This window comes from Curtobacterium sp. DN_7.5, from assembly GCF_022655355.1.
Taxonomy (GTDB): Bacteria; Actinomycetota; Actinomycetes; order Actinomycetales; family Microbacteriaceae; genus Curtobacterium; species Curtobacterium luteum.
The window spans coordinates 1,600,738-1,622,819 of sequence record NZ_CP093378.1; the positions used below are offsets into that span (position 1 = coordinate 1,600,738).

The following is a 22,082-nucleotide window of genomic DNA, read 5'->3' on the forward strand; positions in this document are numbered from 1 at the left end:
GTCAGGCCGCCTTCCGTGCCGCGCTCTTGCTGAAGTTCGGGTTCTCCCAGATGACGGTGCCGCCCTGGCCGAGCCCGATGCACATCGTCGTGATGCCGTACCGGACGTCCGGTCGCTCGGCGAACTGCGCGGCGAGCTGGTTCATCAGACGGACGCCGCTCGACGCGAGCGGGTGCCCGACGGCGATGGCGCCGCCCCAGGCGTTCACGTTCGGGGAGTCCTGCGCGATGCCGTAGTTGTCGAGGAACGCGAGCACCTGCACCGCGAACGCCTCGTTGATCTCGAACAGCCCGATGTCGTCGATCGTCAGGCCGGCCTTGCGCAGCGCCTTGTCCGTGGCGGGCACCGGTCCGACGCCCATCACCTCGGGCTCGACGCCCGCGAACGCGAACGAGACCATGCGCATCTTCGTCGACAGGCCGTGCTGCTTCGCGCCGTCCTCGGACGCGAGCAGGCTCATGGTGGCGCCGTCGTTCAGGCCGGCCGCGTTGCCGGCGGTGACCCGTCCGTGGGGCCGGAACGGCGTGCGGAGGGCGGCCAGCGCCTCCAGGGTGGTGCCCGGACGCGGCGGCTCGTCGGTCGTGACGATGTCCCAGCCCTCGCCGGTGTTCACCTCCACCGGGACCACGTCGGGCTGGAGCTTGCCGGCGGCCCAGGCCGCTGCGTACCGCTGCTGCGACTGCACCGCGTAGGCGTCGGTGCGGTCCTTCGTGATCGCCGGGAAGCGGTCGTGCAGGCGCTCGGCGGTCGAGCCCATCACGAGCGCGTCACCCGCGACCATGCGCTCGGCGACGAAGCGCGGGTTCACGTCGGCGCCGAAGCCCATCGGGTGCCGACCCATGTGCTCGACCCCGCCGGCGATGGCGACGTCGGCCGCACCGAACGCGATCGCGCCGGCGAGCGTCGTGACGCTCGTCATGGCACCCGCGCACATGCGGTCGATCGCGTAGCCCGGCACCGACTTCGGGAGTCCGGCGAGCATGCCCACCGTGCGGCCGAGGGTCAGGCCCTGGTCGCCCTGCTGGGTGGTCGCGGCCACGGCGACGTCGTCGACCGCCGCACCGTCGAGCTGGCTGTTCCGGTCGAGCAGGCCGCGCATGGCGTGGACCGCGAGGTCGTCCGCACGGGTCTTCCAGAACACCCCCTTCTCACCGGCTCGTCCGAACGGTGTGCGCACACCGTCCACGAACACGACGTCTGATGCCTTGGGCAATCCGGGCCTCCAGATCCTCTTCGATCGAGTCGGGGCACGTTCCGCCCCGACCGGCCGGGCAGCGCCCGGCGACGGTACCGACGCTATGCCCGCAGCCTGGGCGGACGCATGCCGGTTGGGGTGTTCCTACGAGTCGGTGTTGCTCTCGGCAGCAGGCTGCTGTGCGGCCTCGACAAAGGCGTGCGCGATGATCGAGGAGGTCTCCTCGACCTGCCACGGTCGGGCGTCGTGCGCGGCGAGGGCGGCACCGACGGTCTCGGTCGCGATCGGCGTCGGCGGCTCCCAGGACACGGACCGGAGGGTGTCCGGGGTGAGCAGGTTCTCGACGGGCAGGTCCAGGGCCTCGGCGCGCGCGAGCACGGCGGCGCGGGCTGCCTTGTACCGGCGGTCCGCGTCGGGGTTCCGGTCGGCCCAGGCGCGGGGAGGGGGCAGCGACGGGTCGCCGGCGGCGCGGAGCTTCGGGAGGTCCTCGGTGGTGCGTCCGGCCTCGACGGCGGCCCACCAGCGGTCGATCTCGCTGCGGCTGGCCCGGCCGGTGAACGCCTTGAGGCCGGCGAGCTCGCCCTTCGACGCGGGGTTCGCGGCGGCCGCGGCGACGATCGCGGCGTCCGGGATCGTCCGGCCCGGGGCGACGTCGGCCTCGCGGGCGTACTCGTCACGGGCGGTCCACAGCGCGCGTGCGATCGCGAGCGCTCGGGCGCCGCGGAGCGCGTGCATGCCGGACAGGCGGCGCCAGGGCTCCGTGCGCGGCGGCTTCGGCGCACGGTTCAGCACCGCCGCGAACTCCTCCGCGGCGATCCGGGTCTTCCCGGCCTCCTCGAGCACCGCGGCGAGGGCGTCCCGGAGGTCCGGGAGCAGCTCGACGTCCAGCGCGGCGTAGACCAACCAGGACTGCGGCAGCGGCCGGGTCGACCAGTCGGCGGCGGAGTGGGCCTTGGCGAGCGTGATCCCGAGCAGCTGCTCGACGACCGCGCCGAGTCCGACCCGCGGGAAGCCGGCGATCCGGGCCCCGAGCTCGGTGTCGAAGATGCGGGTGGGGACGAGCCCGACCTCCTGGAGGCACGGCAGGTCCTGCGAGGCGGCGTGGAACAGCCACTCCTCGTCGACGACGGCGGCCTGCAGCTCGGCGAAGTCGCCGATCGCGATCGGGTCGAACAGGAACGAGCCCGCGCCGCGGCGGAACACCTGGATGAGGTACGCGCGCTGGGAGTAGCGGTAGCCGCTCGCGCGCTCGGCGTCGACCGCGACGGGTCCGTGTCCCGCGGCGATCGCGGCGACGGCAGCCTGGTACTCGGCGCGGGACTCGATGACCCGGACGACCTCGTGCCCGTCCTCGAACGGCGAGGTCGCGGAAGGTGCGGGGTCAGTCACGTGCGGTCCTCCTCGGGGCCAACAGGGTCACGCCGTCCGAGGTGGGCGGCAGGCCCGCGAGCATCGCGACGATGTCCTCCCAGGCCCGGACGTGCGCGGTGAGGTCCTCGTCGCGCGGCGTCCACGACGCCCGCAGCTCGAGCTGCGCGCCGTCGCCCTGCGCCGCGAGGTCACCGTACCCGCGCGAGATGATCTTGGTGGCCGTCCCCGAGGCGTGGTCGTACGTCGCGCCGTGCGCCGCGAGCGCGTCGACGAGCCAGCTCCAGGTCACGTCGGCGACGAACTCGTCGACGCCGATCTCCGGTTCGAGCGGGGCCTGCGCGAAGGTCACGATGCGGAAGGGGCCGTCCCAGCCCTGCGGTTCTTCGGGGTCGTACAGGGCGATGAACCGGCCGGTGCCGAGGTCGGAGTCGACGCCGTGCACGGCGCCCGAGACGTCGGCGGCGAGGGCCAGCGACCACGGCGCGATCCGCGACGGGGAGGGGATCTCGGTGACGGTGGTCTCGGTGCGCGGCCGGTCGGACGCCACGAACGCGCGGAGCCTGGCGAAGGCGTCGGGCTCTCGGGATTCGGACACGGATGCAGACTAGGCTCCCGGGCATGCCCGGATCAGCACGACCCGCCGAGGACGCCCTCCAGCGATCGGCCCGGTCGGCCGGGGTCGTGGCGCTCGGCGCCGGGCTGGCCGTCGCCGCGGTCGGAGCGGCCGCCGTCGGGGGCGTGGTCGCAGCGGTCGCCCGGGCGGTCGTGACCCCGGACCGCAAGCGCGTCGAACGGGTCCCCATCCTCGCGGTCGACCCCCAGGCACGCACCGTCACGGTCGAGCGGACGGCCGACACCGAGCTGCAGGGGCGCTACAGCCTCTGGTTCGGCGCCGGCACCGGCCACATGCGCGTCGGCGAGGTCCTCGGGACCACCGACACCACCGTCACACGACGGATCATCGCGATCGACGCCGGTGACCCGACGAACGCCCGTCGTGGTCGCTGGGGCGGGTGGTTCTACCTCACGCCGGGCGAGCTCGACGTCCCGGTCGAGGACGTCGACGTCCCGACCCCGAACGGCCCGGCCCCCGCGTGGGTCGTCCGTGCCGACGACCCGGAGGCCCCGTGGGCGGTGCTCGTGCACGGCCGCGGAGTCACCCGGGCCGAGACGATCCGTGCCCTCCCGGTGTTCCGGGCCGCGGGCTACTCCGTCCTGCTGGCGTCGTGGCGCAACGACGGGGTCGCCCCGCGGAGCGTCGACGGCCGGTACGGCCTCGGCAGCACCGAGTGGGAGGACGTCGACGCCGCGCTGCGGTGGGTCGCCGGCGAGGGTGCCTCGAGCGTCGTCCTGATGGGCTGGTCGATGGGCGGCGCGGTCGTCCTGCAGACCCTGCTCCGGTCGTCGTCGGCGCACCTCGTCGACGGGGTCGTCCTCGAGTCGCCGGTGGTCGACTGGCACGCCGTGCTGAAGTCGCAGGGCCAGCTGCTCCGGCTGCCGAAGGCGGTCCGGAAGGTCGCGCAGTGGGTCCTCCGCGCGCCCGTGCTGCACCGGGTGGCCGGGTTGCGAGCGCCGGTGGACCTGCGCGAGCTCGACATGGTCGCGCGGGCGGACGAGTTGCACGTCCCGATCCTGCTGCTGCACAGCGACGACGACGGCTTCGTCCCGTCCTCGGCCTCGCACGACCTCGCGCGCGCCCGGCCGGACCTCGTCCGGCTCGAGGTGCAGCACACGGCCCGGCACACGAAGCTCTGGAACCACGACGCCGACTGGTTCGACGCGCGCATCCTCGCGTGGCTCACCGAGGTGGTGCAGCACCAGGGCGCGGCCCGCGCGTCGTAGACGCGACCGAGGACGGACGGGAGGCCCGTGGCGGATCCGCCACGGGCCTCCCGTCCGTCAGTCCGCCGGCGCTGTGCCCCCGCGCCGCTCGGCGGCCAGCGCGCGGACCTGCCGCTGCACCCGGCCGAGCATCCCGACCATCCCGCGGATCCGCAGCGGGCTGACCGCCTTGGAGAGCCCGATCGTCAGCGGGTAGTCGGCGGGGACGGCCAGGACCTCGTCGACGGTGAGACCCGACAGTCCCTGCGCGAGGATGGACGCGAAGCCGCGGGTGGTGGGTGCCTCGCGCGGCGCGGTCGCGTGCATGCGGACCACGTCCGGTGCGTCGCCGTCCGCGCCGACCGTCACCGTGATGAACACGGGGGACTGGCACTCCTCGACGCGCTCGAGCTCCTCCTCGTGCCCCTGCAGCCGCTCGGGCAGCGCCGGGAGCTCGTCGGAGAACTCCAGGAGCAGCTGGAGGCGGTCCTGCTGGCCCAGCTCGAGGAAGTCGTCCCGGATCTGCGCGAGGGTGGCGGGCAGTGCGGCGGTGTCGTCGCTCATCGGGTCGGGGCCGCCCCGGGCTCGGATCCCTGGACGATCGGGACGCGCACCGCGCTGCCCCACTCGGTCCACGACCCGTCGTAGTTGCGGACGTTCCCGTAGCCGAGGAGGTGCTGCAGCACGAACCAGGTGTGGCTCGACCGCTCACCGATGCGGCAGTAGGCGATCACCTCGTCGGCGTCACCGATGCCGGCGCCGTCGCGGTAGATCGCGTCGAGCTCCGCACGGTCCTTGAAGGTGCCGTCCGGAGCCGCCGCGGTCGCCCAGGGGATGTTCACCGCGGTCGGCACGTGACCGCCGCGGAGGGCGCCCTCTTCGGGGTAGTCCGGCGCGGTGGTCCGCTCACCGGAGTACTCCGGGGCGCTCCGCACGTCGATGAGGGGCTTGCCGAGGTGGGCGAGGACGTCCTCCTTGAACGCGCGGACCGGCTCGTCGTGGCGCTCGACGACCGGGTACTCGACCGGGGTGACCTCGGTTCGGTCGGTCGTGAGGGCGCGGTCCTCGGCGATCCACTTCGCCCGGCCGCCGTCGAGCAGACGGACGTCCTCGTGACCGAAGAGCGTGAAGACCCAGAGGGCGTAGGCCGCCCACCAGTTGTTCTTGTCGCCGTAGATGACGACCGTGGTGTCGCGGGCGATCCCCTTGCCGCCGAGCAGGCGGGCGAAGGCCTCGCCGTCGATGTAGTCGCGCTGCACCGGGTCGTTGAGGTCGGTGTGCCAGTCGATCTTCACGGAGCCGGGGACGTGCCCGGTCTCGTAGAGCAGGACGTCCTCGTCGGACTCGACGACGACGAGGTCCGGCGCGCCGACCCCGGCGTCGAGCTGCTCCTGGAGCCACTCGGTGGAGACGAGGCGCTCCGGGTGGGCGTAGGCGGCGAACTTCGCGGACGGGTCGACCGGTGCGGTCATGGCTGGGTACCTCCAGGTGGTGGACGGGCACCGGACTAGGATCGGTCCTCGGTGCCTGTGGGCAACGGTACGCGGACGTACCGTGCTCCAGCCGCAACGTTGCACCGCACGACATGCTTCCCGGAGGGCCGTCCTTGCCTGAACACGCCTCGGCGCCGAGCCACCTCGTCGACCGCGACCCGCAGGTGACCCCGCAGCAGATGGCCGCGGCGCTCGTCCCGCCGCCGCAGTTCGCCGACGCGTCCTTCGAGTCCTACCGTCCGGACCCCGACTACCCGTCGCAGGCCGAGGTCCGCGACACCGTCGCCGCCTTCGTCGCGTCCGGTGCCGGCGCCGCCGCTCCCCGCCGCGGACTCTTCGGCCGACGCCGGAGCACCGCACCCGAGGCCGGTGCGAAGTCGGGCGTCTACCTCGACGGCGGGTTCGGCGTCGGCAAGACCCACCTGCTCGCGGCGGCCTACCACGCGGCGTCCGGTCGGAAGACGTTCGGCACCTTCATCGAGTACACCGCGCTCGTCGGTGCGCTCGGGTTCCAGGGCACGGTGGACCTCCTCCGCGGGACCGCCCTCGTGTGCATCGACGAGTTCGAGCTCGACGACCCGGGCGACACGATGATGATGACGCGGCTCATCAAGGAGCTCTCCGAGACCGGCACGCGGTTCGCCGCCACGTCGAACACCCCGCCGGGGGCGCTCGGCGAGGGGCGCTTCGCGGCGCAGGACTTCCTCCGCGAGATCCAGGCGATGTCCGACCGGTTCGACACCCTCCGGATCGACGGTCTCGACTACCGCCGGCGCGCGGTCGACGAGTCCGCCGCGGTGGTGCCCGACGTCGCCGCGGCGCTGCCAACCGGTGCCGTCACGCTCGACGACTTCGACGCCGTCGTCGCGCACCTCGGCACCGTGCACCCCTCGAAGTACGTCGCGCTCGTGGAGGGGCTCGACGCGGTCGGGCTCACCGATGCCCGGCCCTTCACGGACCAGACCGACGCGCTGCGCTGGGTCGCGCTCGTCGACCGGCTGTACGACGCGCAGGTGCGGATCGTCGCGTCGGGCACCCCGCTCGACGCGGTGTACCCGCAGTCGATGCTCGACGGGGGCTACCGGAAGAAGTACCTCCGCGCGGCATCGCGCGTGGTGGCGCTGACGCGCGCGGCCTGACGGCGCGACCGGGCGCCGGACGGGAGGCGCGGGGCGGGCCCGCACCGTGCCTCCAGGCCGGCACGCACCACGCTGCGAAACGACCGTCCAGACGGTCGCAGGGGAGTCGTGGCGCGCGTCCAGCGGATGCGCCGCACGACGAAACACAACGTTCACACGCCGCGTCATCGCGTTACATCCGCGAAACAGTTCGTGCTCATCGGTGAAACAGCACCTCGCCAAACTCGACAGCACCCGAGGCGGTCCAAGAGCCGTTCGTGCAATCGAGAGGTGAACAGATGCTTGATCAGGGCAACACGGCATTCGTGTTGATCATGGCGGCGCTGGTGTTGTTCATGACACCCGGCCTGGCCTTCTTCTACGGCGGACTGGTGAAGGCCAAGTCCGTCATCAGCATGATGATGATGTCGTTCGGTGCGATCGCGCTCGTCGGCGTCCTCTGGGTGCTCTACGGCTACGCGATCGCCTTCGCGAACCACGGTGCGGGGACGAACGTCGCCGGCATCGTCGGCTTCTTCAGCATCGACTGGAACCAGATCGGCCTCGGTCAGGCGTTCGAGGAGTCGCAGGCTTCGACGATCAACGCCGCCTACCCCTCGATGGCGTTCGTCGGCTTCCAGGCCACGTTCGCGATCATCACCGTCGCCCTGATCTCCGGTGCCATCGCCGACCGCGCCAAGTTCGGCGCGTGGATGATCTTCTCCGGCATCTGGGTCACCGTGGTCTACTTCCCGGTCGCCTCGTGGGTGTTCAACCTCACCTCGGGCATGTTCGCCACCTGGGGTGTCATCGACTTCGCCGGTGGTACCGCGGTCCACATCAACGCCGGTGCCGCGGGTCTCGCGCTCGCCATCGTCCTCGGCAAGCGCGTCGGCTTCGCCAAGGGTGCGCACAAGCCGCACAACCCGCCGTTCGTGCTCCTCGGTGCCGCGATCCTCTGGTTCGGCTGGTTCGGCTTCAACGCCGGGTCCGAGGGTGCCGCCGACGGCGTCGCCGCGCTCGCCTGGGTGAACACGCTCGCCGCTCCGGCCGCCGCCGTCCTCGGCTGGCTGCTCATCGAGAAGATCCGCGACGGCAAGGCGACCTCGATCGGTGCCGCCTCCGGTGCCGTGGCCGGTCTCGTCGCGATCACGCCGGCCTGTGCGGCGCTGACCCCGGGCTGGGGCATCCTGCTCGGCTTCCTCGCCGGCGTCATCTGCTGCTTCGCGATCGACTGGAAGTACCGACTCGGCTTCGACGACTCGCTCGACGTCGTGGGCGTCCACCTCGTCGGCGGCATCTTCGGCACGCTCTACCTCGGCTTCTTCGCCAACGGCAGCGGTCTGATCTTCTCGGGCTCGTTCGAGCAGCTCGGCAAGCAGGCCACGGCCGCCGCGGTCGTCGGGCTCTACTCGTTCGTGCTCGCATTCGTGATCGGCTTCGCCATCGAGAAGACGATCGGCTTCCGCGTGAAGACCGAGGACGAGGTCGCGGGCATCGACACCGCGGTCCACGGCGAAGAGGGCTACGTCCTCTACGAGGAGCGCGACGAGACGCCGATCTCCGTCCGGTAGCTCGGGCTCTCCCCGCTCTTCCCGCTCTTCCTCCCGCCCGATGGGCCCCGCGCACACAGCAGGCGCGGGGCCCGTCGGCGTGTGCGGAGGGCGCGTCGCGTGGGTGGGGACTCGGGACGACAGGGCTGTTGTCGTACGACAGCGGCGATGTCGCAGGTGGTCGGGTGCCGCTGCCGGCGCGTGCGAGGGGGTGCGGGTGTGCGGGTGCGGGCTCGGGACGACGGTGTCGTCGTCGTACGACAGCGGCGATGTCGCGGGTGGTCGCGTGCCGCTGCCGGCGCGTGCGAGGGGGTGCGGTTGCGGACTCGAGACGACGGTGTCGTCGTGGTGCGACATCGGCGGTGTGGCGGGTGGTCGGGTGCAACCGCCGGCGTCTGCAAGGGGCGACGGAGCTGTTGTCGCACGACAGCGGCCGTGTCGTTCGCCCGAGATCATGGCGACGGTCATGGAGGACGTCGAGCGCCGCTGGGGAGCCTCGACGACTCCCCGCGGGCGATCGGCCTGCGGGACAGGAAGGTCGCGACGCTGCGATCGCAACGGTCGTCGCATTCTCGTCGTGACCACGGACGAGAGGCGCGGCGCGGGTCGGACCCGCACCGCGCCTCCCGGCAGATGGTCGCGTCAGCGACCCGCTGTCGTCATCACCAGGCGTAGTCCTCCGGCGAGGTCTTGTGGCCGGGGAAGATCTCGTCGAGGCGCGCGAGCGCCGTGTCGTCGAGGCGGATGTCGACGGCGCGGACCGCGGACTCCCACTGCTCCATCGTGCGCGGGCCCGTGATCGGCGCCGTGACGGCCGGCTGGTGCAGGAGCCACGCCAGGGCGAGTTCGCCCGGTGTGTGGCCGAGCTCCTTGGCCAGCGCCTCGTAGGCGGCGAGCTGGTCGTGGTGTCCCTCGACGTACTCGGCACTCCGCCCGGAGAGGCGCCGGGAGCCGTTCTCGGTCTTCTCGATGACGCCGCCGAGGAGACCGCCCTGCAGCGGCGACCACGGGATGACGCCGAGCCCGTAGTGCTCCGCGGCGGGCAGGACGTCGCGCTCGACGTCGCGCACGACGAGGTTGTAGATCGACTGCTCGCTGACGAGACCGAGGAAGTTACGGTGCTTCGCGGCCTCCTGCGCCTGCGCGATGTGCCACCCGGCGAAGTTCGAGGAGCCGACGTAGAGGACCTTGCCCTGCGCGACGGCGACCTCGAGGGCTTGCCAGATCTCGTCCCACGGCGTCGCACGGTCGACGTGGTGGAACTGGTAGAGGTCGATGTGGTCCGTCTGCAGCCGCTGCAGGCTCGCGTCGAGGGCCTGGCGGATGTTGTAGGCGCTGAGCTTGCCGCCGTTCGGCCAGTCGATCATGTCGCCGTAGACCTTCGTCGCGAGGACCGTCTTCTCGCGACGGCCGCCGCCCGTGGCGAACCAGCGGCCGATGATCTCCTCCGTGGCGCCCTTGCCGACCGAGCCGCCGTAGCCGTTCGCCGTGTCGAAGAAGTTGACGCCGAGCTCGTGGGCCCGGTCCATGATGGCGTGCGAGTCGTCCTCGCTGGTCTCCGGTCCGAAGTTCATCGTCCCGAGCACCGCTCGCGACACCGACAGCCCTGTCCGTCCGAGATGTGTGTAGTCCATGGAGCCGGTCTACGCGTGCGGCGCTGGGCGAGCCAGGCCCTGGCGGTACCGGTCTCGGGGTCGGGGTCGGGGTCGGGGTCGGGGGTCGGCCTGGTCGGGCCCGCGGGCCTGGTCGTGGTCGGGGGTCGTGGTCGTGGTCGTGGTCGTGGGTCGGCCTGGCGTATGCGTCCCGGGGTATGGGCCGCCCGAGGGTGGGAGTAGCGTGCCGCAGGTGAACATCCCCGCACTCCGAGGCAGCCGGATCATCGGGTTCGGCCACCACCAGCCCTCGCGCATCCTGACCAACGACGAGCTCTCGACGATGGTCGACACCAACGACGAGTGGATCACCACCCGCACCGGCATCAAGACTCGACACATCGCCGGACCCGAGGACACGGTCACCTCGATGGCGGTGGAGGCCGGTCGAGCCGCCCTCGCCGACGCCGGTGTCGACCCGTCGGAGGTCGGTCTCGTGGTCGTCGCGTCCACCACGCACGAGGACCGAGCGCCGTACACGGCCGGGCGGGTGGCCGCGGAACTCGGACTGTCCGGCCGGGCAGCGCCGATCGACATCAACACGGCGTGCAGCGGCTTCGAGTACGCGATGGGCATCGCCGACCAGGCCGTGCGCACCGGCTCCGCGGACACGGCGCTCGTGATCGGGTCGGAGAAGCTGTCGGGCATCGTGGACTGGACGGACCGGTCGACCTGCGTCCTCGTCGGTGACGGAGCGGGCGCGGCCGTCGTCGGCGTCTCGGAGGAGCCGCAGATCGGACCGGTGTCGTGGGGGAGCGTGCCCCACCTCGAGCAGGCCGTGCGCGTGTCCGGCGAGCCGGCGCGGTTCTCGCAGGAGGGACGGTCGATCTACCGCTGGGCGATCACGGAGGCGGCGGACCATGCGCGCGCGGTCGTCGAAGCAGCGGGCCTCTCGATCGAGGACATCGAGGTGTTCGCGTTCCACCAGGCGAACCTGCGCATCATCGAGCCGCTCGTGGAGGCGCTCGGCGGTTCGCCGAGCTACGTCGTGCGGGACGTGGTCGAGTCGGGGAACACCTCGGCCGCGAGCGTGCCGTTGGGCCTCTCGAAGGCCTGGGCGCGTGGGGAGCTGCCCGAGGGTGTGCCGGCGCTGCTGTTCGGGTTCGGGGGTGGCTTCGCGCACGCTGGGCAGGTCGTCACGACGCCGGTGCGGCGCGGCTGAGGAGCGATGCGGGGCCGGTCGGGGCCGGTGCCGCGTGGCTGAGGAGCGGTGCGGGGCCGGTCGGCGCCGGTGCTGCTGCGGCGGGGTTCGGTCCGATGCCGCTGCGCTGCCGAACGGGACCGGCGTCGCCGAGCCACGTGGAGGTCGGGAGGTGGTCCCGATTCCTCAGCGGCCGTCCGGGGTCTCGGGGCCGGGCGTCTCGGCCCAGAGGTCGACGTCCGGCTTCCGCCGTCGCCACGGCAGGCCCTTGCGCTCCGTCCCGACCTTCGGCTGCGCGACCTGCTCGGGCGCATTGGCTGCCTTGGGCTCCTTCGTCGATCGGCCCGGCTTCGGCGCGAGGACGACCGGGAAGGACGCCGGCGGCACGCCGAACCCCGTCCGTGATGCCTGCACGACCTTCCGCCCGAGGGCGTGGTTGCCGATCCCGCCGACGGCCGCGCCGATCCCGAACGGCAGCGCCCGCCCGACGATCGTCGTGCCCTGGCGGGCGGCGAAGCGCCGGACGAACTGGTCGCGGACCTGGCCGCCGATCCCGGAGACGACCTGCTTCGGCAGGGAGGCCGTCACCATCTCGCCCCAGAACGCCGTCCGTGCTTGACCGCCGGCAGCCTGGCCTGCGAGTTGCTTGATCAGCTGGGTGCCGGGAGTGCCGAGGATGAGCGCCATCACCAGCGTGCGCGCCCGCTCCGGGTCGTCCAGGGCGATGCCGTGGACCTCGGTGACCGACTGGGCGAACAGCGCCGTCGTCTCGAGGAAGCCGACCGTCTCCGCCCCGCTCAACCCCAGTGCTGCGGCCATACCGACGCCGGGGATCACGGCGCTCGCACCCACGGCTGCTCCGCCGGAGGTCACTGCCGTGAGGTACTGCCGTTCCAGGATCTGGATGATGTCCGCAGGGGAAGCGTCCGGATGCCGACGGCGGAGTCGGTTGACGTGCGCGACCACGACCGGTCGTTGCACGCTGAGGACGCGGTCCAACCACTTCACCCAGCCGCCGGTCGTCTCGACACGCTGTCCGTTCGTCGTGGAGGGGTCGGGTTCGACCGGTGCGACCGGCATCCGGATGATCGCCTGGTCGTTGTGCTGTCGGGCCATGCGGGAGACCGTACGCTGCGCTGGTGGGAGCGGTCCCCGAAGCGCTGATGCCGGTCCTGGGCCCGCTCATCGGCACGGCACGCCTGCCCGTCGGAGTGCCTGCCGCACTCGTTCCGGGTGCATGAGGTCGGACCAGCTGAGCCGGACGACGAACCGGACCTCGGGGAAGGACCGGACGAAGTCCTCGCGCCGCTTCTCCCGCCAGTAGGCGTCCGCGGTCGTGCTCGCGCCGAGGAGGTCCGGGTCCTCGTACTTGCCCCGGCCGTCCACCTCGACCACGACTCCCTGCACGGGGAACCAGAAGTCGACGACGGCGGTCTGCTCGCCCGGGCGCCGGAACTCGTGCTGCTGGACGGGTTCGGGGGTGCCGAGCTGACGGAAGCGCACGCGGCACATCGACTCGGCCGGTGACCCCGAGAGCGCCGACCCCGCTCGCACGGCCAAGGACGCGCGGGCGGTCTGCTCCCGCAAGCCGCGTGCGACTTCGAACTCCAGCATCTCCGGCCAGACGGCCCGTGCATGCAGTGCTGCGTCCAGCATCGGCAACGAGGTGGTCAGGGGCGCCACGGCTGCGACGTCGACCAGGGTACGGACCAGCGACGTCACGCCAGCACCGTCACAGTCGACGTCCTGGACGCTCGGCACAGCAGCCCAGCGCTCGTGCAGGTGGTCTGCACCCGACCGGTCAGGACGGACGCGTGTCATCGCTGTGGTCTCGGTCTTCCCCCGACGCGGGTCGACGAGGTCCACACGACTGGGCGGGTCACCGATGTACGGAAGCCCGTGCACGGCTGCTGCGGACAGGTGCGAGATCCGAGCTGGGGGCCGGACGCGTGGAGCCGTCGCTCGGACGAGGAGGAGGTGCGCTTCCTCCGGGCGGAGTGCCGCGAGAACCGCTTGTTCGACGAAGACGCCAGGACGGACCACGGCGAGGAGACCGCGGTGGACGTCTCGTTGCAGGCGACGCCGTTCCGCGCTGTCGTGCGCGGCCGTTCGGATCAGCGGGACGTCGATCGCTCGTGTTGCCATACGGACAGGCTCGCGGGACCAACCGGAACCGTGGCCGACGCGTGCCTGTTCTGTGGAAGGTGATCCGTGCCTCCCGGCCTGTGGAGGACCGGTGCGTCCGCAAGAGGCGACGTCGCTGTTGTCGGACGACGACGGCTGTGTCGCCAGGAAGCGTCTGCAACTGTTGCGCGCGCACGGGACGACGACTCCGTTGTCGTACGACGGCGACGGGGTCGTTCGACAGCGGTGAAAGAGGCCTGGCGCGCAGCAGGAACACGCGGCACCGTCGGCCTGTTCTGTGGAAGGTGATCCGTGCCTCCCGGCCTGTGGAGGACCGGTGCGTCCGCAAGGGGCGACGTCGTTGTTGTCGGACGACGACGGCCGTGTCGCCAGGAAGCGTCTGCAACTGTTGCGCGCGCACGGGACGACGACTCCGTTGTCGTACGACGGCGACGGGGTCGTTCGACAGCGGCGATGGCTCGCCGCGACGGCGCGCCGCGGCGCGCGCCTAGCGCCGGGCGAGCTCGGCGCGCAGCGGGAAGTCCTGGTCCTCGAGGATGAGCTGGGCGCCGACCGAGGTCCGGGCGTTCACGACCACGGGCGCGAGCAGGTTCACCGTGGTCCCCTCCGCGGCCGGGTTCGCCACGACGAGCAGCATCGCGTCCTCCGCCGACCCGAGCCCGAGCACCTCCACCTGCGCCGAGGACAGCACCGGCGCGTACGAGGGCAGGTGCACCGCGGCGTCGAGCAGGAACAGCCGCGAGGTGCCGCCGACGAGCGTGAACAGCCCCTCGGAGTCGGCGACCGGCGTCAGCACGAAGTCGGAGCCGGTCAGGCCGAACGGCGGCACGGGGAACGTCAGGTCGATGCTCATCGGAGGTAGTCCATCAGGGTCGGCTGCAGCACCTTCGCGGTCACGGCGAGGGCTGCCTGGTAGTTGGTCTGCTGCACCTGGAGGTCGAGGACGGCCTTCGCGAGGTCCTTGTCCTCGACGTCCGAGCGACGCCCCTCGAGCGCCACGGACGCGGTCTTCAACGAGTCCTGCGCGCTGAGGGCGGTGGCGTGCCGGACACCGACGTCCGCCTGCGCCGCGCGCACGGTGTCGAGCGCGCCGTCGACGTCGTTCAGCCTGGGGTTCACGTTCACGCCGTTCTGCAGGTCGGAGACGATCGAGTCGATGACGGCGAACACCGACGACGAGCCGGAGCCGAAGACGGCCGCGCCCGGGGTGTCGACCCGGACCGTGGCGTCGTCCCCGAGCCGCCGCGAGACCGCGGTGCCCGAGGTGGCGAACCCGGTGGCGGGGTCGTACGCGGCCGACGCGGTGGAGGCGCCGGCGAAGACGCTGCGCGTGCCGTAGGTGGCGTTCGCGCGCGCCTCGAGGTCGGACTTCAGGGACCGGAACTCGGTGACGAACGCGTCGCGGTCCGTGTCGCTCATGGTGCCGGAGTTCGCCGCCTGCACCGTGAGGTCGCGGATGTTCGTCAGGACCGAGTACACCGAGGTCAGCGTGCTGTCGGTCGTGGCGAGCCAGCCGACGGCGTCGTCCGCGTTGCGGGCGTACTGCGCGTTCGCGGCCTGCTCCTTGCGCACCTGCATCGACGTCCCGGTGCCGATCGGGTCGTCGGACGGTCGCGAGATGTTCTTGAGCGTGGTCGCCTGGTCGGTGAGCTGCGCGACCTTCGCCGCACCGGCCTGCAGCCGCGCGCTGGCGGCGGCCATCGACATCTGGGTGGTCACCCGGGTGATCATGTTCAGCTCCTGCCGACGAGGCCGACGCGGTTGATGAGGGTGTCGAGCATCTCGTCGACGGCGGTCAGGACGCGCGCGGCGCCCTGGTAGGCGTGCTGGTAGCTCAGCAGGTTGACGTTCTCCTCGTCGAGGTCCACGCCCGCGCCGGACTGCTGCTGCGTCCGCGCGCTGGTCAGGGCGAGTCCGGTGAGCGTCGACTCCGACGCGGCCGACCGGGAGGCACTGCCCACCCCCGTCACGAAGGTCGCCCAGGCCGCGTCCGGGCCGTCGGCGGACGCGCCGAGTCGCGAGAGCGCGTCGGCGAACGAGTCGTCGAGCTCGCCCGCCGCGTTCCGGGTCGCGAGGCCACCGGCGTCGGTCGGCACGACCGAGAGCCCCTGGGCCGCCGGGACGCCGGCCGCGAGGGCGAAGAACGGCGCGCCCGTGGTGCCGTCCGGGGTGGTGCCGGTGGTGTGGACGGCGTTGACCGCGGCCGCGAGCTTCGTCGCGACGGCGTCGTACGAGGCCGATGCCTGTGCGAGTGCGCCACCGGTGCCCTGCGCGTTCGCGGGTGCCAGGAGCGACAGCGCACCGCCGATCGACCCGCCGGACAGCGTGACGGCGCCGGCCTGTCCCGACGTCCAGGTCAGCGTCACCGCGGCGCCGTCGTGCAGCGCCGTGGCACCGCCGATCGCGACCGCACGGGCGTCGGTGCCCTGCACGATCGGGTTGCCGCCGATGAGCACGTCCGCCGTCCCGTCCGCGTTCGTCCGGACGGTGCCGCCGGCGAGGGACGCGATCTGCTCGGTGAGCTGGTCGCGCTGGTCGACGAGCTCGTTGGCGTTCCCGCCCGCGGCGAGGGCGGACCGGATCTGCCCGTTGAGGTCGGCGACCTGCTTCGCCGCGTCGTTGAGCTGCGTGACCTGCGTTGCGACGGTGGCCCGCGTGGTCGACCACTGCTGGTCGAGCGCATTCGAGCCGCTCGCGAGGGTCGACGCGACCGTGCCGGCGGCCCCGAGGAGCGTGCTCGCGGCGCCGGGGTCGTCGGGGTGCGCTGCGACCCCGCCCCAGGCCGACCAGAAGGCGTCGAGCTTCGCGGCGAGGCCGTTCGTGCCGGGTTCCTGCAGGCCGGTCTCGAGCGCGCTCAGGGCGGTCGCACGGGCGTCGGCGTACGCGGAGGACCCGGCGGCGACGCGGACGCCTGCGTCGAGCGTGAGGGACCCCAGCCGGGCGATGCCGTCGACGGAGACGCCCTGCCCGGCGAGGGCCGCGGTGCCCCGCACGAACCCGGTCTGCACGGCGGGGACGGACGACTGCGTGACGCGCTGCCGGGTGTAGCCGGTCGTCCCGGCGTTCGCGATGTTCTGCCCCGTGACGTCGATGCCGGCACGGGCCGCGGCGAGGCCGGAGTACGCGGTCGCGAGGGATCCGAAGGTGCTGACCACGACTACAGGTTCCCCTCGAAGAGCCGTGCGCCGTCGGAGCCGGAGCCGCTCGCGCCGGAGGCGTCGTACGTCGCCGGCGACCCGACCGTGCCCGCGAGGGTCTCCTCGGTCGCGTGGGCGGCGGCACGGAGGAAGCGGTCGTTCTCGTCGCGGAGCGCGCCGATGTGCGTCGTCAGCTCGACCATCGCGGTCAGGTGGGCGGCGAGGATCTCGCCCCAGGGGCCGCTCGGTGCCGCCGCGACGACGTCGCGCAGGGGAGCGTCGGCGGCGACGCCCCACTCCTCGGCGACCTCGGCGCTCGACGCGGCGCGCTCGAGGCCGGTGCTGCGGAGGCGTTCGAGGACCTGCTCGACCTCGCGGCTGGCGTGCGACACCCAGCGGGAGCGTCCGGCGGCGAGCAGGAGCTGCTCCTCCTCGAGCTTGAACGTGAGCAGTTCGAGCAGTTCACGCTCGCGCCATAGTACGGCGGACAGGTCGTTCACGCTCATCAGCTCCTCCCGGGGTGGTGGTCCTGTCCGTCATCCGGCGGACACGGGGTGCTATCGGTCCCGCTGCTCCGGACGTAAGCGGTCCGCGCGACCCGACCGACGGGGCGGACGTACCCCGGGCCTCCCGTCCGGACCCGATCGGGGGACAGAACAGCGCGTACCGGGGCCCGGGTCCCCACAAATGCGGACGCCGATCCGGCCCGGTCACCCCCGCTTTGGGTACGGATGAGGGCCTGTTCAGTGCCTTCTCAGCCGATACATTCAGAACGCACCCCGGGGGACAGACCCGGCACGCGTCGCAGGGACGCCAGGTGCTCGCCCGGAGGGACCCGGGCGGTCTTCGACGTACGTTCCGGCCGGTCGCGGCCGGTGTCCGTCGTGCCCACCGACGGGCGACCCACGGACGGGCTTCAGGTCGAGCAGGGGATCAGCAGCATGGACCGCACCGAACGCAACACGATGATCGTCGAGCACCTCCCGCTCGTCGGCTACATCGTCGCCGACGTCCGGGCCCGCGCCACACACCTCGACCGCGACGACCTCGCGGCCGTCGGTTCCCTCGCCCTCGTCGCCGCCGCCGACGCGTTCGACCCGACGCTCGGCGTGCCGTTCGGCGCGTACGCCCGCACCCGGATCACCGGCGCCATCGCCGATGACATGCGCTCCGCTGACTGGGCCTCGCGCGGGACCCGGAAGCGGATCCGCGAGACCCTCGCCACCCAGGAGGCGCTCTCCGCCCGACTCGGCCGCTCGGTCGGCGTGCAGGAGATCGCCGACGCGATGGGTGTCGACCGGCAGACCGCTGCCGACGCCATGAACGACGCCGGCCGCACCGTGACCGCGATCGACGAGACCGTGCACGACGTCGTGGCCGCGGACGTCGTGCTCCCGGGTGACGACCTGCTCGAGACGGAGAAGCGCCGCTACCTGCGCGCCGCCGTCGAGGCCCTGCCGGAGCGCATGCGTTTCATCGTGGAGGCCGTCTACTTCGGTGACCGCTCGGTCACGGACGTGGCCGCCGAGCTCGGCATCACGCACTCCGCCGTCTCGCAGCAGCGCTCCGAGGCGATGCGGCTGCTCCGCGACGGCCTCGCCACGCACTACGGCGACGGCGGGGCGACCCCCGAGCCGGTGTCCCGGACCACCGCGGCCCGTCGGAGCGCCTACCTCGCGAAGGTGGCCGCCAACGCCGCCGCCGGGGTGGCCCGCGCCGTGCACGACGCCACCGTCCCCACGGTGCCGGCGGCCGGCTGAGACGTCCCGCCGGAACTTTTCCGGACGGGCACCTAACGACTCGACGCCAGCGGCCGAGAGTCACCCGTGTCAGCCCATGGACGGGCAGGCACCGAACCCAAGGATTCACGGAGGAACACACCATGGGTATGTCCATCAACACCAACCTCTCGGCACTCAACACGTACCGGAACCTCAACGCGACGCAGAACGACCTGTCGAAGTCCCTCGAGAAGCTCTCGTCGGGTCTCCGCATCAACCGTGCTGCCGACGACGCTGCCGGTCTGTCGATCTCCGAGGGGCTGAAGTCCCAGGTCGGTGGCCTCACGGTCGCCGCCCGCAACGCCCAGGACGGCATCTCGGTCGTGCAGACGGCGGAAGGCGGTCTCACCGAGACGCACGCCATCCTCCAGCGTGTCCGTGACCTCGCCGTGCAGGCGGGCAACGACTCGAACAACGCGGACTCGCGCACCGCGATCTCGACCGAGGTGACGCAGCTCAGCGCCGAACTCGGCCGGATCGCCGACTCGACGAACTTCAACGGCATCAACCTGCTCGACGGCACCGCCGGCACCGCAGGCGACGGCAAGCTGAACTTCCAGGTCGGCGCGAACGGCGACGCCGCGAGCCAGATCACCGTCGACCTGTCGGGTGCGAACGTGAAGACGGTCTCGACCGCCGTCGCCGCGCTCAAGTTCGACTCGGCGGCCGACGCGCAGGCGTCGATCACCGCGATCGACGCGCAGATCAAGGACGTCTCGTCCGCTCGTTCGAACATCGGTGCCATCCAGAACCGCTTCGACCACGCCATCAACGTGACGAACGTGGCCAAGGAGAACCTCACCGCGGCCGGCTCGCGCATCACCGACGTCGACATGGCAGAGGAGATGGTCAAGTACACGCGCGACAACATCCTCAGCCAGGCCGGCACCTCGATGCTCGCGCAGGCGAACCAGAGCACGCAGGGTGTGCTCTCGCTCCTCCGCTAGTGAACCCGGCGGCGTCCACCGGTACCGTTCGGGTGTCCCGGTGGGCGCCGCACCCCTCCCGTCCCGTCTGAAGGAGCGCGCGTGTCGTCCGTGTCCTCGGCGTCGTCGCTCGCGATCGACGGCCTCGTCAGTGGCCTCAAGACCACCGACCTCATCAACTCGTTGATGTCGATCGAGCAGGTCCCGCAGACCCTGCTGAAGAACAAGGTCACCACGACCAACTCGTTCATCTCGTCACTGCAGACGATCAACGGGCTCGTGCAGACCCTGGCCAGCAAGGCGTCCGACGCCGCGAAGGCCACCTCCCTCGACGTGTTCGCGGCGACCTCGTCGTCCGCGGGCGTCACCGCGACGACCGGCACGGGTGCATCGGCCGGGTCCGTCAGCTTCACCGTCGGGTCGACCGCGACCGCCCAGGTCGGCGTCACGGCCGCGATGTCCACGTGGTCCGACGCCGCCGGTCCGCTCACGATCGTCCGGGCCGATGGCACGCAGACCACCGTGACCCCGGCGTCCGGGTCCCTCGACGACACGGTCTCCGCGATCAACAAGTCGGGCGCGGGCGTCACCGCGACGAAGGTCGCCGCCGGCACCGACACCGACGGCACCAAGCTCTACCGCCTGCAGCTCACCTCGACGACGACCGGGGCCGCCGGCGCGTTCAGCCTCTACCGCGGGTCGGGCGCCGACGTCACCGCCGGCACCGCGACCGACGTCCTGGACGGCACCGGCGCGGCCGTCGTCACCCGGGCGAAGGACGCCAGCGTCACCCTCTGGGCCGGCACCGCCGCGGCTCAGACCGTCACGAGCGCGTCGAACACGTTCGCCGACCTGCTGCCGGGGCTCAGCGTCACCGTCAGCCAGGTGAGCGCGGACCCCGTCACGGTCTCCGTCGCCCAGGACATCACGAAGGCGCAGGCCGTGGCGAAGGGCCTCGTCGACGCGATGAACGCCGTGACCGCGTACTACGGCTCGAACACCGGGGTCACGAGCACGACCAGCCCCACGACCGGGACCACGACGACCACCGCGGGGGTCCTGCTCGGCGACGCCACGACCCGCTCGGCCGTCCAGGCGCTCAGCTCGGCGATGTCGGCTCCGGTGAACGGAAAGTCGCCCTCCTCGATCGGGATCGTCGTCACGAAGGACGGCGACTTCACCTTCGACGAGGACGCGTTCCAGAAGGCCCTCGCCGCCGACCCGGCGGGCACCCAGGCGATGCTCTCGGGCGTGGCGGCCTCGGTCGGCGCGGTCGCGACGAGCGCGTCGGACAAGTACGACGGGTCGATCACCTCCGCGATCTCCGGCCAGCAGTCGGTCGTGAAGGACCTGAACACCCAGATCGACAGCTGGACCGACCGCCTGACCATGCGCCGCGCCACGCTGCAGACGCAGTACGCGGCGCTCGAGACCAGCCTCAGCAAGCTCCAGTCCCAGTCGAGCTGGCTCTCCGGCCAGCTCGCCACGCTGTCGAGCTCGAGCTCCTGACGGGAACCGAGATGACCTACGACCTCCAGGCCGCCGCCTTCCGGCAGGCCGCGAAGCCCCGCACGGTGACGGACCAGCGCCGCGCGCAGTACACGAACGAGGCCGTCCTCTCCGCGACGCCGGCGCAGCTCGTCACGATGCTCTACGACCGGCTGCTGCTCGACCTGCACCGCGCCGAGGCCGCGCAGACCGGCAGCGACTGGGAGGCCGCGCGCGAGCAGCTCCTGCACGCGCAGGCGATCGTCGGCGAGCTGTCGTCGACGCTGCGGATCGACGCGTGGGACGGCGGCGAGGGCCTCCTCGCGATCTACAACTACGCGAGCACGTCGCTCATCACGGCCAACGTGCACCGTGACGTCGGGGCCACCCGCGACTGCATCCGCATCCTCGAGCCGCTCCGGCAGGCCTGGCACGATGCTGCCGCCTCGCTGCCGGCGGCTCCCGCCGCGCCGGGCGCCGGCCACACGGCCGGCGGTGCGCTCGGTGTCGCCTGACGACGTGGCCCGACGGGCCGGCTGGGAGGCACTGCTCGCCTCCCTGGAGCAGGACGCCGCCGGGCAGGCGGTGGCGTCGGCGAGCCCGGCGGCGGCCGGAGCGACCGCGGCGGCAGGAGCGGCCGCGGTCTGGACCGAGCCGACCGGGCTGGGACCGATCCCGCGGGAGCTGGTGGGGCGTGCCTCCCGGCTGGTGGCCGCGCAGCGGGACCGCTTGACGGCGCTCGAGGCCGAGCGCAGCGCCGTCCTGGAGCACCTCGGCGCGCTGCGTGCCGTCGACGCGACGCGGGAGCCCCGCGGCGCCGTGTACCTCGACGCGTCCGCGTAGGCGGGGCCGGGCGGTCGGTGCGCCACCCGACGCTGTTCGACGACACGTCCGTCGTCGTACGACGACGGCGGTGTCGTTCGTTGCGTCGAGGTGATGCCGGCGCCTGAACGGAGCGACGGGGCCGTTGTCGTACGACGGGGGCGTGGTCGTTCGTTGCACCGGATCGATGCCCGCGCGTACACCGTGCGACGCGACCGTTGTCGTACGACGGCGGCGTGGTCGTTTGTTGCACCGGATCGATGCCCGCGCGTACACCGTGCGACGGGGCCGTTGTCGTACGACGGGGGCGTGGTCGTTCGACGGCGGTCCTCCCGATCGCGCCGGGCCCGACCCGACGACCGGACCCGCCCGACCGGACCCGCCCGACCCACCTCGCCCCCCGTTCGGGGCGATGCCTAACGCCCCGCCGAGCCCCGGC

21 protein-coding genes are annotated in these 22,082 nt (G+C 72.2%); 9 read left to right on the forward strand and 12 right to left on the reverse strand.

Annotated elements, in window-relative coordinates:
- Position 1: 1 nt before the first annotated feature.
- The 3 genes from MON03_RS07435 to MON03_RS07445 form a co-directional block, all read right to left on the reverse strand.
- Positions 2 to 1,213 (reverse strand): thiolase family protein, encoded by a 1,212-nt coding sequence (locus MON03_RS07435; protein WP_022902430.1) that lies wholly within the window; start codon positions 1,211 to 1,213, stop codon positions 2 to 4.
- 126 nt (positions 1,214 to 1,339) lie between these two features.
- Entirely contained in the window at positions 1,340 to 2,584 is a 1,245-nt protein-coding gene (locus tag MON03_RS07440; protein ID WP_502798692.1) for an HRDC domain-containing protein, read from the reverse strand.
- Entirely contained in the window at positions 2,577 to 3,161 is a 585-nt protein-coding gene (locus MON03_RS07445) for a DUF3000 domain-containing protein (protein WP_277927283.1), read from the reverse strand. Before MON03_RS07445 ends, MON03_RS07440 begins: the two co-directional genes overlap by 8 nt.
- Positions 3,162 to 3,184: 23 nt before the next feature.
- On the opposite strand from MON03_RS07445, the gene MON03_RS07450 reads away from it, so the two are divergent.
- Positions 3,185 to 4,408, forward strand: coding sequence for an alpha/beta hydrolase family protein (locus tag MON03_RS07450; RefSeq protein ID WP_022902811.1), 1,224 nt, complete (start codon positions 3,185 to 3,187; stop codon positions 4,406 to 4,408).
- 57 nt (positions 4,409 to 4,465) lie between these two features.
- Here MON03_RS07450 and MON03_RS07455 read toward each other — a convergent pair whose 3' ends face one another.
- Together MON03_RS07455 and MON03_RS07460 are read right to left on the reverse strand one after the other, a co-directional pair.
- Entirely contained in the window at positions 4,466 to 4,951 is a 486-nt protein-coding gene (locus MON03_RS07455) for a SufE family protein (RefSeq protein ID WP_242091296.1), read from the reverse strand.
- Entirely contained in the window at positions 4,948 to 5,859 is a 912-nt protein-coding gene (locus tag MON03_RS07460) for a sulfurtransferase (protein ID WP_175327752.1), read from the reverse strand. Before MON03_RS07460 ends, MON03_RS07455 begins: the two co-directional genes overlap by 4 nt.
- Before the next feature lie 113 nt (positions 5,860 to 5,972).
- On the opposite strand from MON03_RS07460, the gene zapE reads away from it, so the two are divergent.
- The gene (gene zapE, locus MON03_RS07465) at positions 5,973 to 7,019 is read left to right on the forward strand and encodes a cell division protein ZapE (protein WP_502798693.1); all 1,047 of its coding nucleotides are present in this window, start codon (positions 5,973 to 5,975) and stop codon (positions 7,017 to 7,019) included.
- A gap of 278 nt (positions 7,020 to 7,297) precedes the next feature.
- The gene (locus tag MON03_RS07470; protein WP_242091298.1) at positions 7,298 to 8,572 is read left to right on the forward strand and encodes an ammonium transporter; all 1,275 of its coding nucleotides are present in this window, start codon (positions 7,298 to 7,300) and stop codon (positions 8,570 to 8,572) included.
- Positions 8,573 to 9,213: 641 nt separating this feature from the next.
- On the opposite strand, the gene MON03_RS07475 is transcribed toward MON03_RS07470, so the two are convergent.
- Entirely contained in the window at positions 9,214 to 10,185 is a 972-nt protein-coding gene (locus tag MON03_RS07475; protein ID WP_242091299.1) for an aldo/keto reductase, read from the reverse strand.
- A 211-nt stretch (positions 10,186 to 10,396) separates the two neighbouring features.
- On the opposite strand from MON03_RS07475, the gene MON03_RS07480 reads away from it, so the two are divergent.
- Entirely contained in the window at positions 10,397 to 11,365 is a 969-nt protein-coding gene (locus MON03_RS07480; protein WP_242091300.1) for a beta-ketoacyl-ACP synthase III, read from the forward strand.
- Positions 11,366 to 11,530: 165 nt separating this feature from the next.
- Here the strand turns inward: MON03_RS07480 and MON03_RS07485 are convergent, their stop codons facing one another.
- The 6 genes from MON03_RS07485 to MON03_RS07510 form a co-directional block, all read right to left on the reverse strand.
- Entirely contained in the window at positions 11,531 to 12,460 is a 930-nt protein-coding gene (locus MON03_RS07485; protein WP_242091301.1) for a hypothetical protein, read from the reverse strand.
- Positions 12,461 to 12,526: 66 nt separating this feature from the next.
- A complete protein-coding gene (locus tag MON03_RS07490) occupies positions 12,527 to 13,066 on the reverse strand; it encodes a hypothetical protein (RefSeq protein WP_242091302.1) in 540 nt (179 codons plus the stop codon).
- A 910-nt stretch (positions 13,067 to 13,976) separates the two neighbouring features.
- On the reverse strand, positions 13,977 to 14,342 hold the full coding sequence (gene fliW, locus MON03_RS07495; protein ID WP_242091303.1) for a flagellar assembly protein FliW: 366 nt from the start codon (positions 14,340 to 14,342) through the stop codon (positions 13,977 to 13,979).
- A complete protein-coding gene (gene flgL / locus MON03_RS07500) occupies positions 14,339 to 15,220 on the reverse strand; it encodes a flagellar hook-associated protein FlgL (RefSeq protein ID WP_175327758.1) in 882 nt (293 codons plus the stop codon). Before flgL ends, fliW begins: the two co-directional genes overlap by 4 nt.
- Positions 15,221 to 15,222: 2 nt before the next feature.
- Positions 15,223 to 16,644 carry a flagellar hook-associated protein FlgK gene (gene flgK, locus MON03_RS07505; RefSeq protein WP_242091304.1) on the reverse strand — a complete coding sequence of 474 codons (1,422 nt, stop codon included), beginning with the start codon at positions 16,642 to 16,644 and terminating at the stop codon, positions 15,223 to 15,225.
- Positions 16,645 to 16,646: 2 nt separating this feature from the next.
- Complete coding sequence (locus MON03_RS07510; protein WP_022903100.1) at positions 16,647 to 17,132, reverse strand: flagellar protein FlgN; 486 nt, start codon at positions 17,130 to 17,132, stop codon at positions 16,647 to 16,649.
- A 435-nt stretch (positions 17,133 to 17,567) separates the two neighbouring features.
- Between MON03_RS07510 and MON03_RS07515 the strand changes: the two genes are divergently transcribed.
- From MON03_RS07515 to MON03_RS07535, 5 genes are all read left to right on the forward strand, one after another.
- Positions 17,568 to 18,386 (forward strand): sigma-70 family RNA polymerase sigma factor, encoded by an 819-nt coding sequence (locus MON03_RS07515; RefSeq protein ID WP_242091305.1) that lies wholly within the window; start codon positions 17,568 to 17,570, stop codon positions 18,384 to 18,386.
- Between the two features lie 122 nt (positions 18,387 to 18,508).
- Positions 18,509 to 19,354 carry a flagellin N-terminal helical domain-containing protein gene (locus tag MON03_RS07520; RefSeq protein WP_194461791.1) on the forward strand — a complete coding sequence of 282 codons (846 nt, stop codon included), beginning with the start codon at positions 18,509 to 18,511 and terminating at the stop codon, positions 19,352 to 19,354.
- 81 nt (positions 19,355 to 19,435) lie between these two features.
- Positions 19,436 to 20,842 carry a flagellar filament capping protein FliD gene (gene fliD, locus MON03_RS07525; RefSeq protein ID WP_242091306.1) on the forward strand — a complete coding sequence of 469 codons (1,407 nt, stop codon included), beginning with the start codon at positions 19,436 to 19,438 and terminating at the stop codon, positions 20,840 to 20,842.
- An 11-nt stretch (positions 20,843 to 20,853) separates the two neighbouring features.
- The gene (gene fliS, locus MON03_RS07530; RefSeq protein ID WP_022904198.1) at positions 20,854 to 21,336 is read left to right on the forward strand and encodes a flagellar export chaperone FliS; all 483 of its coding nucleotides are present in this window, start codon (positions 20,854 to 20,856) and stop codon (positions 21,334 to 21,336) included.
- Between the two features lie 4 nt (positions 21,337 to 21,340).
- A complete protein-coding gene (locus tag MON03_RS07535; protein ID WP_242091307.1) occupies positions 21,341 to 21,664 on the forward strand; it encodes a hypothetical protein in 324 nt (107 codons plus the stop codon).
- Positions 21,665 to 22,082 lie beyond the last annotated feature (418 nt).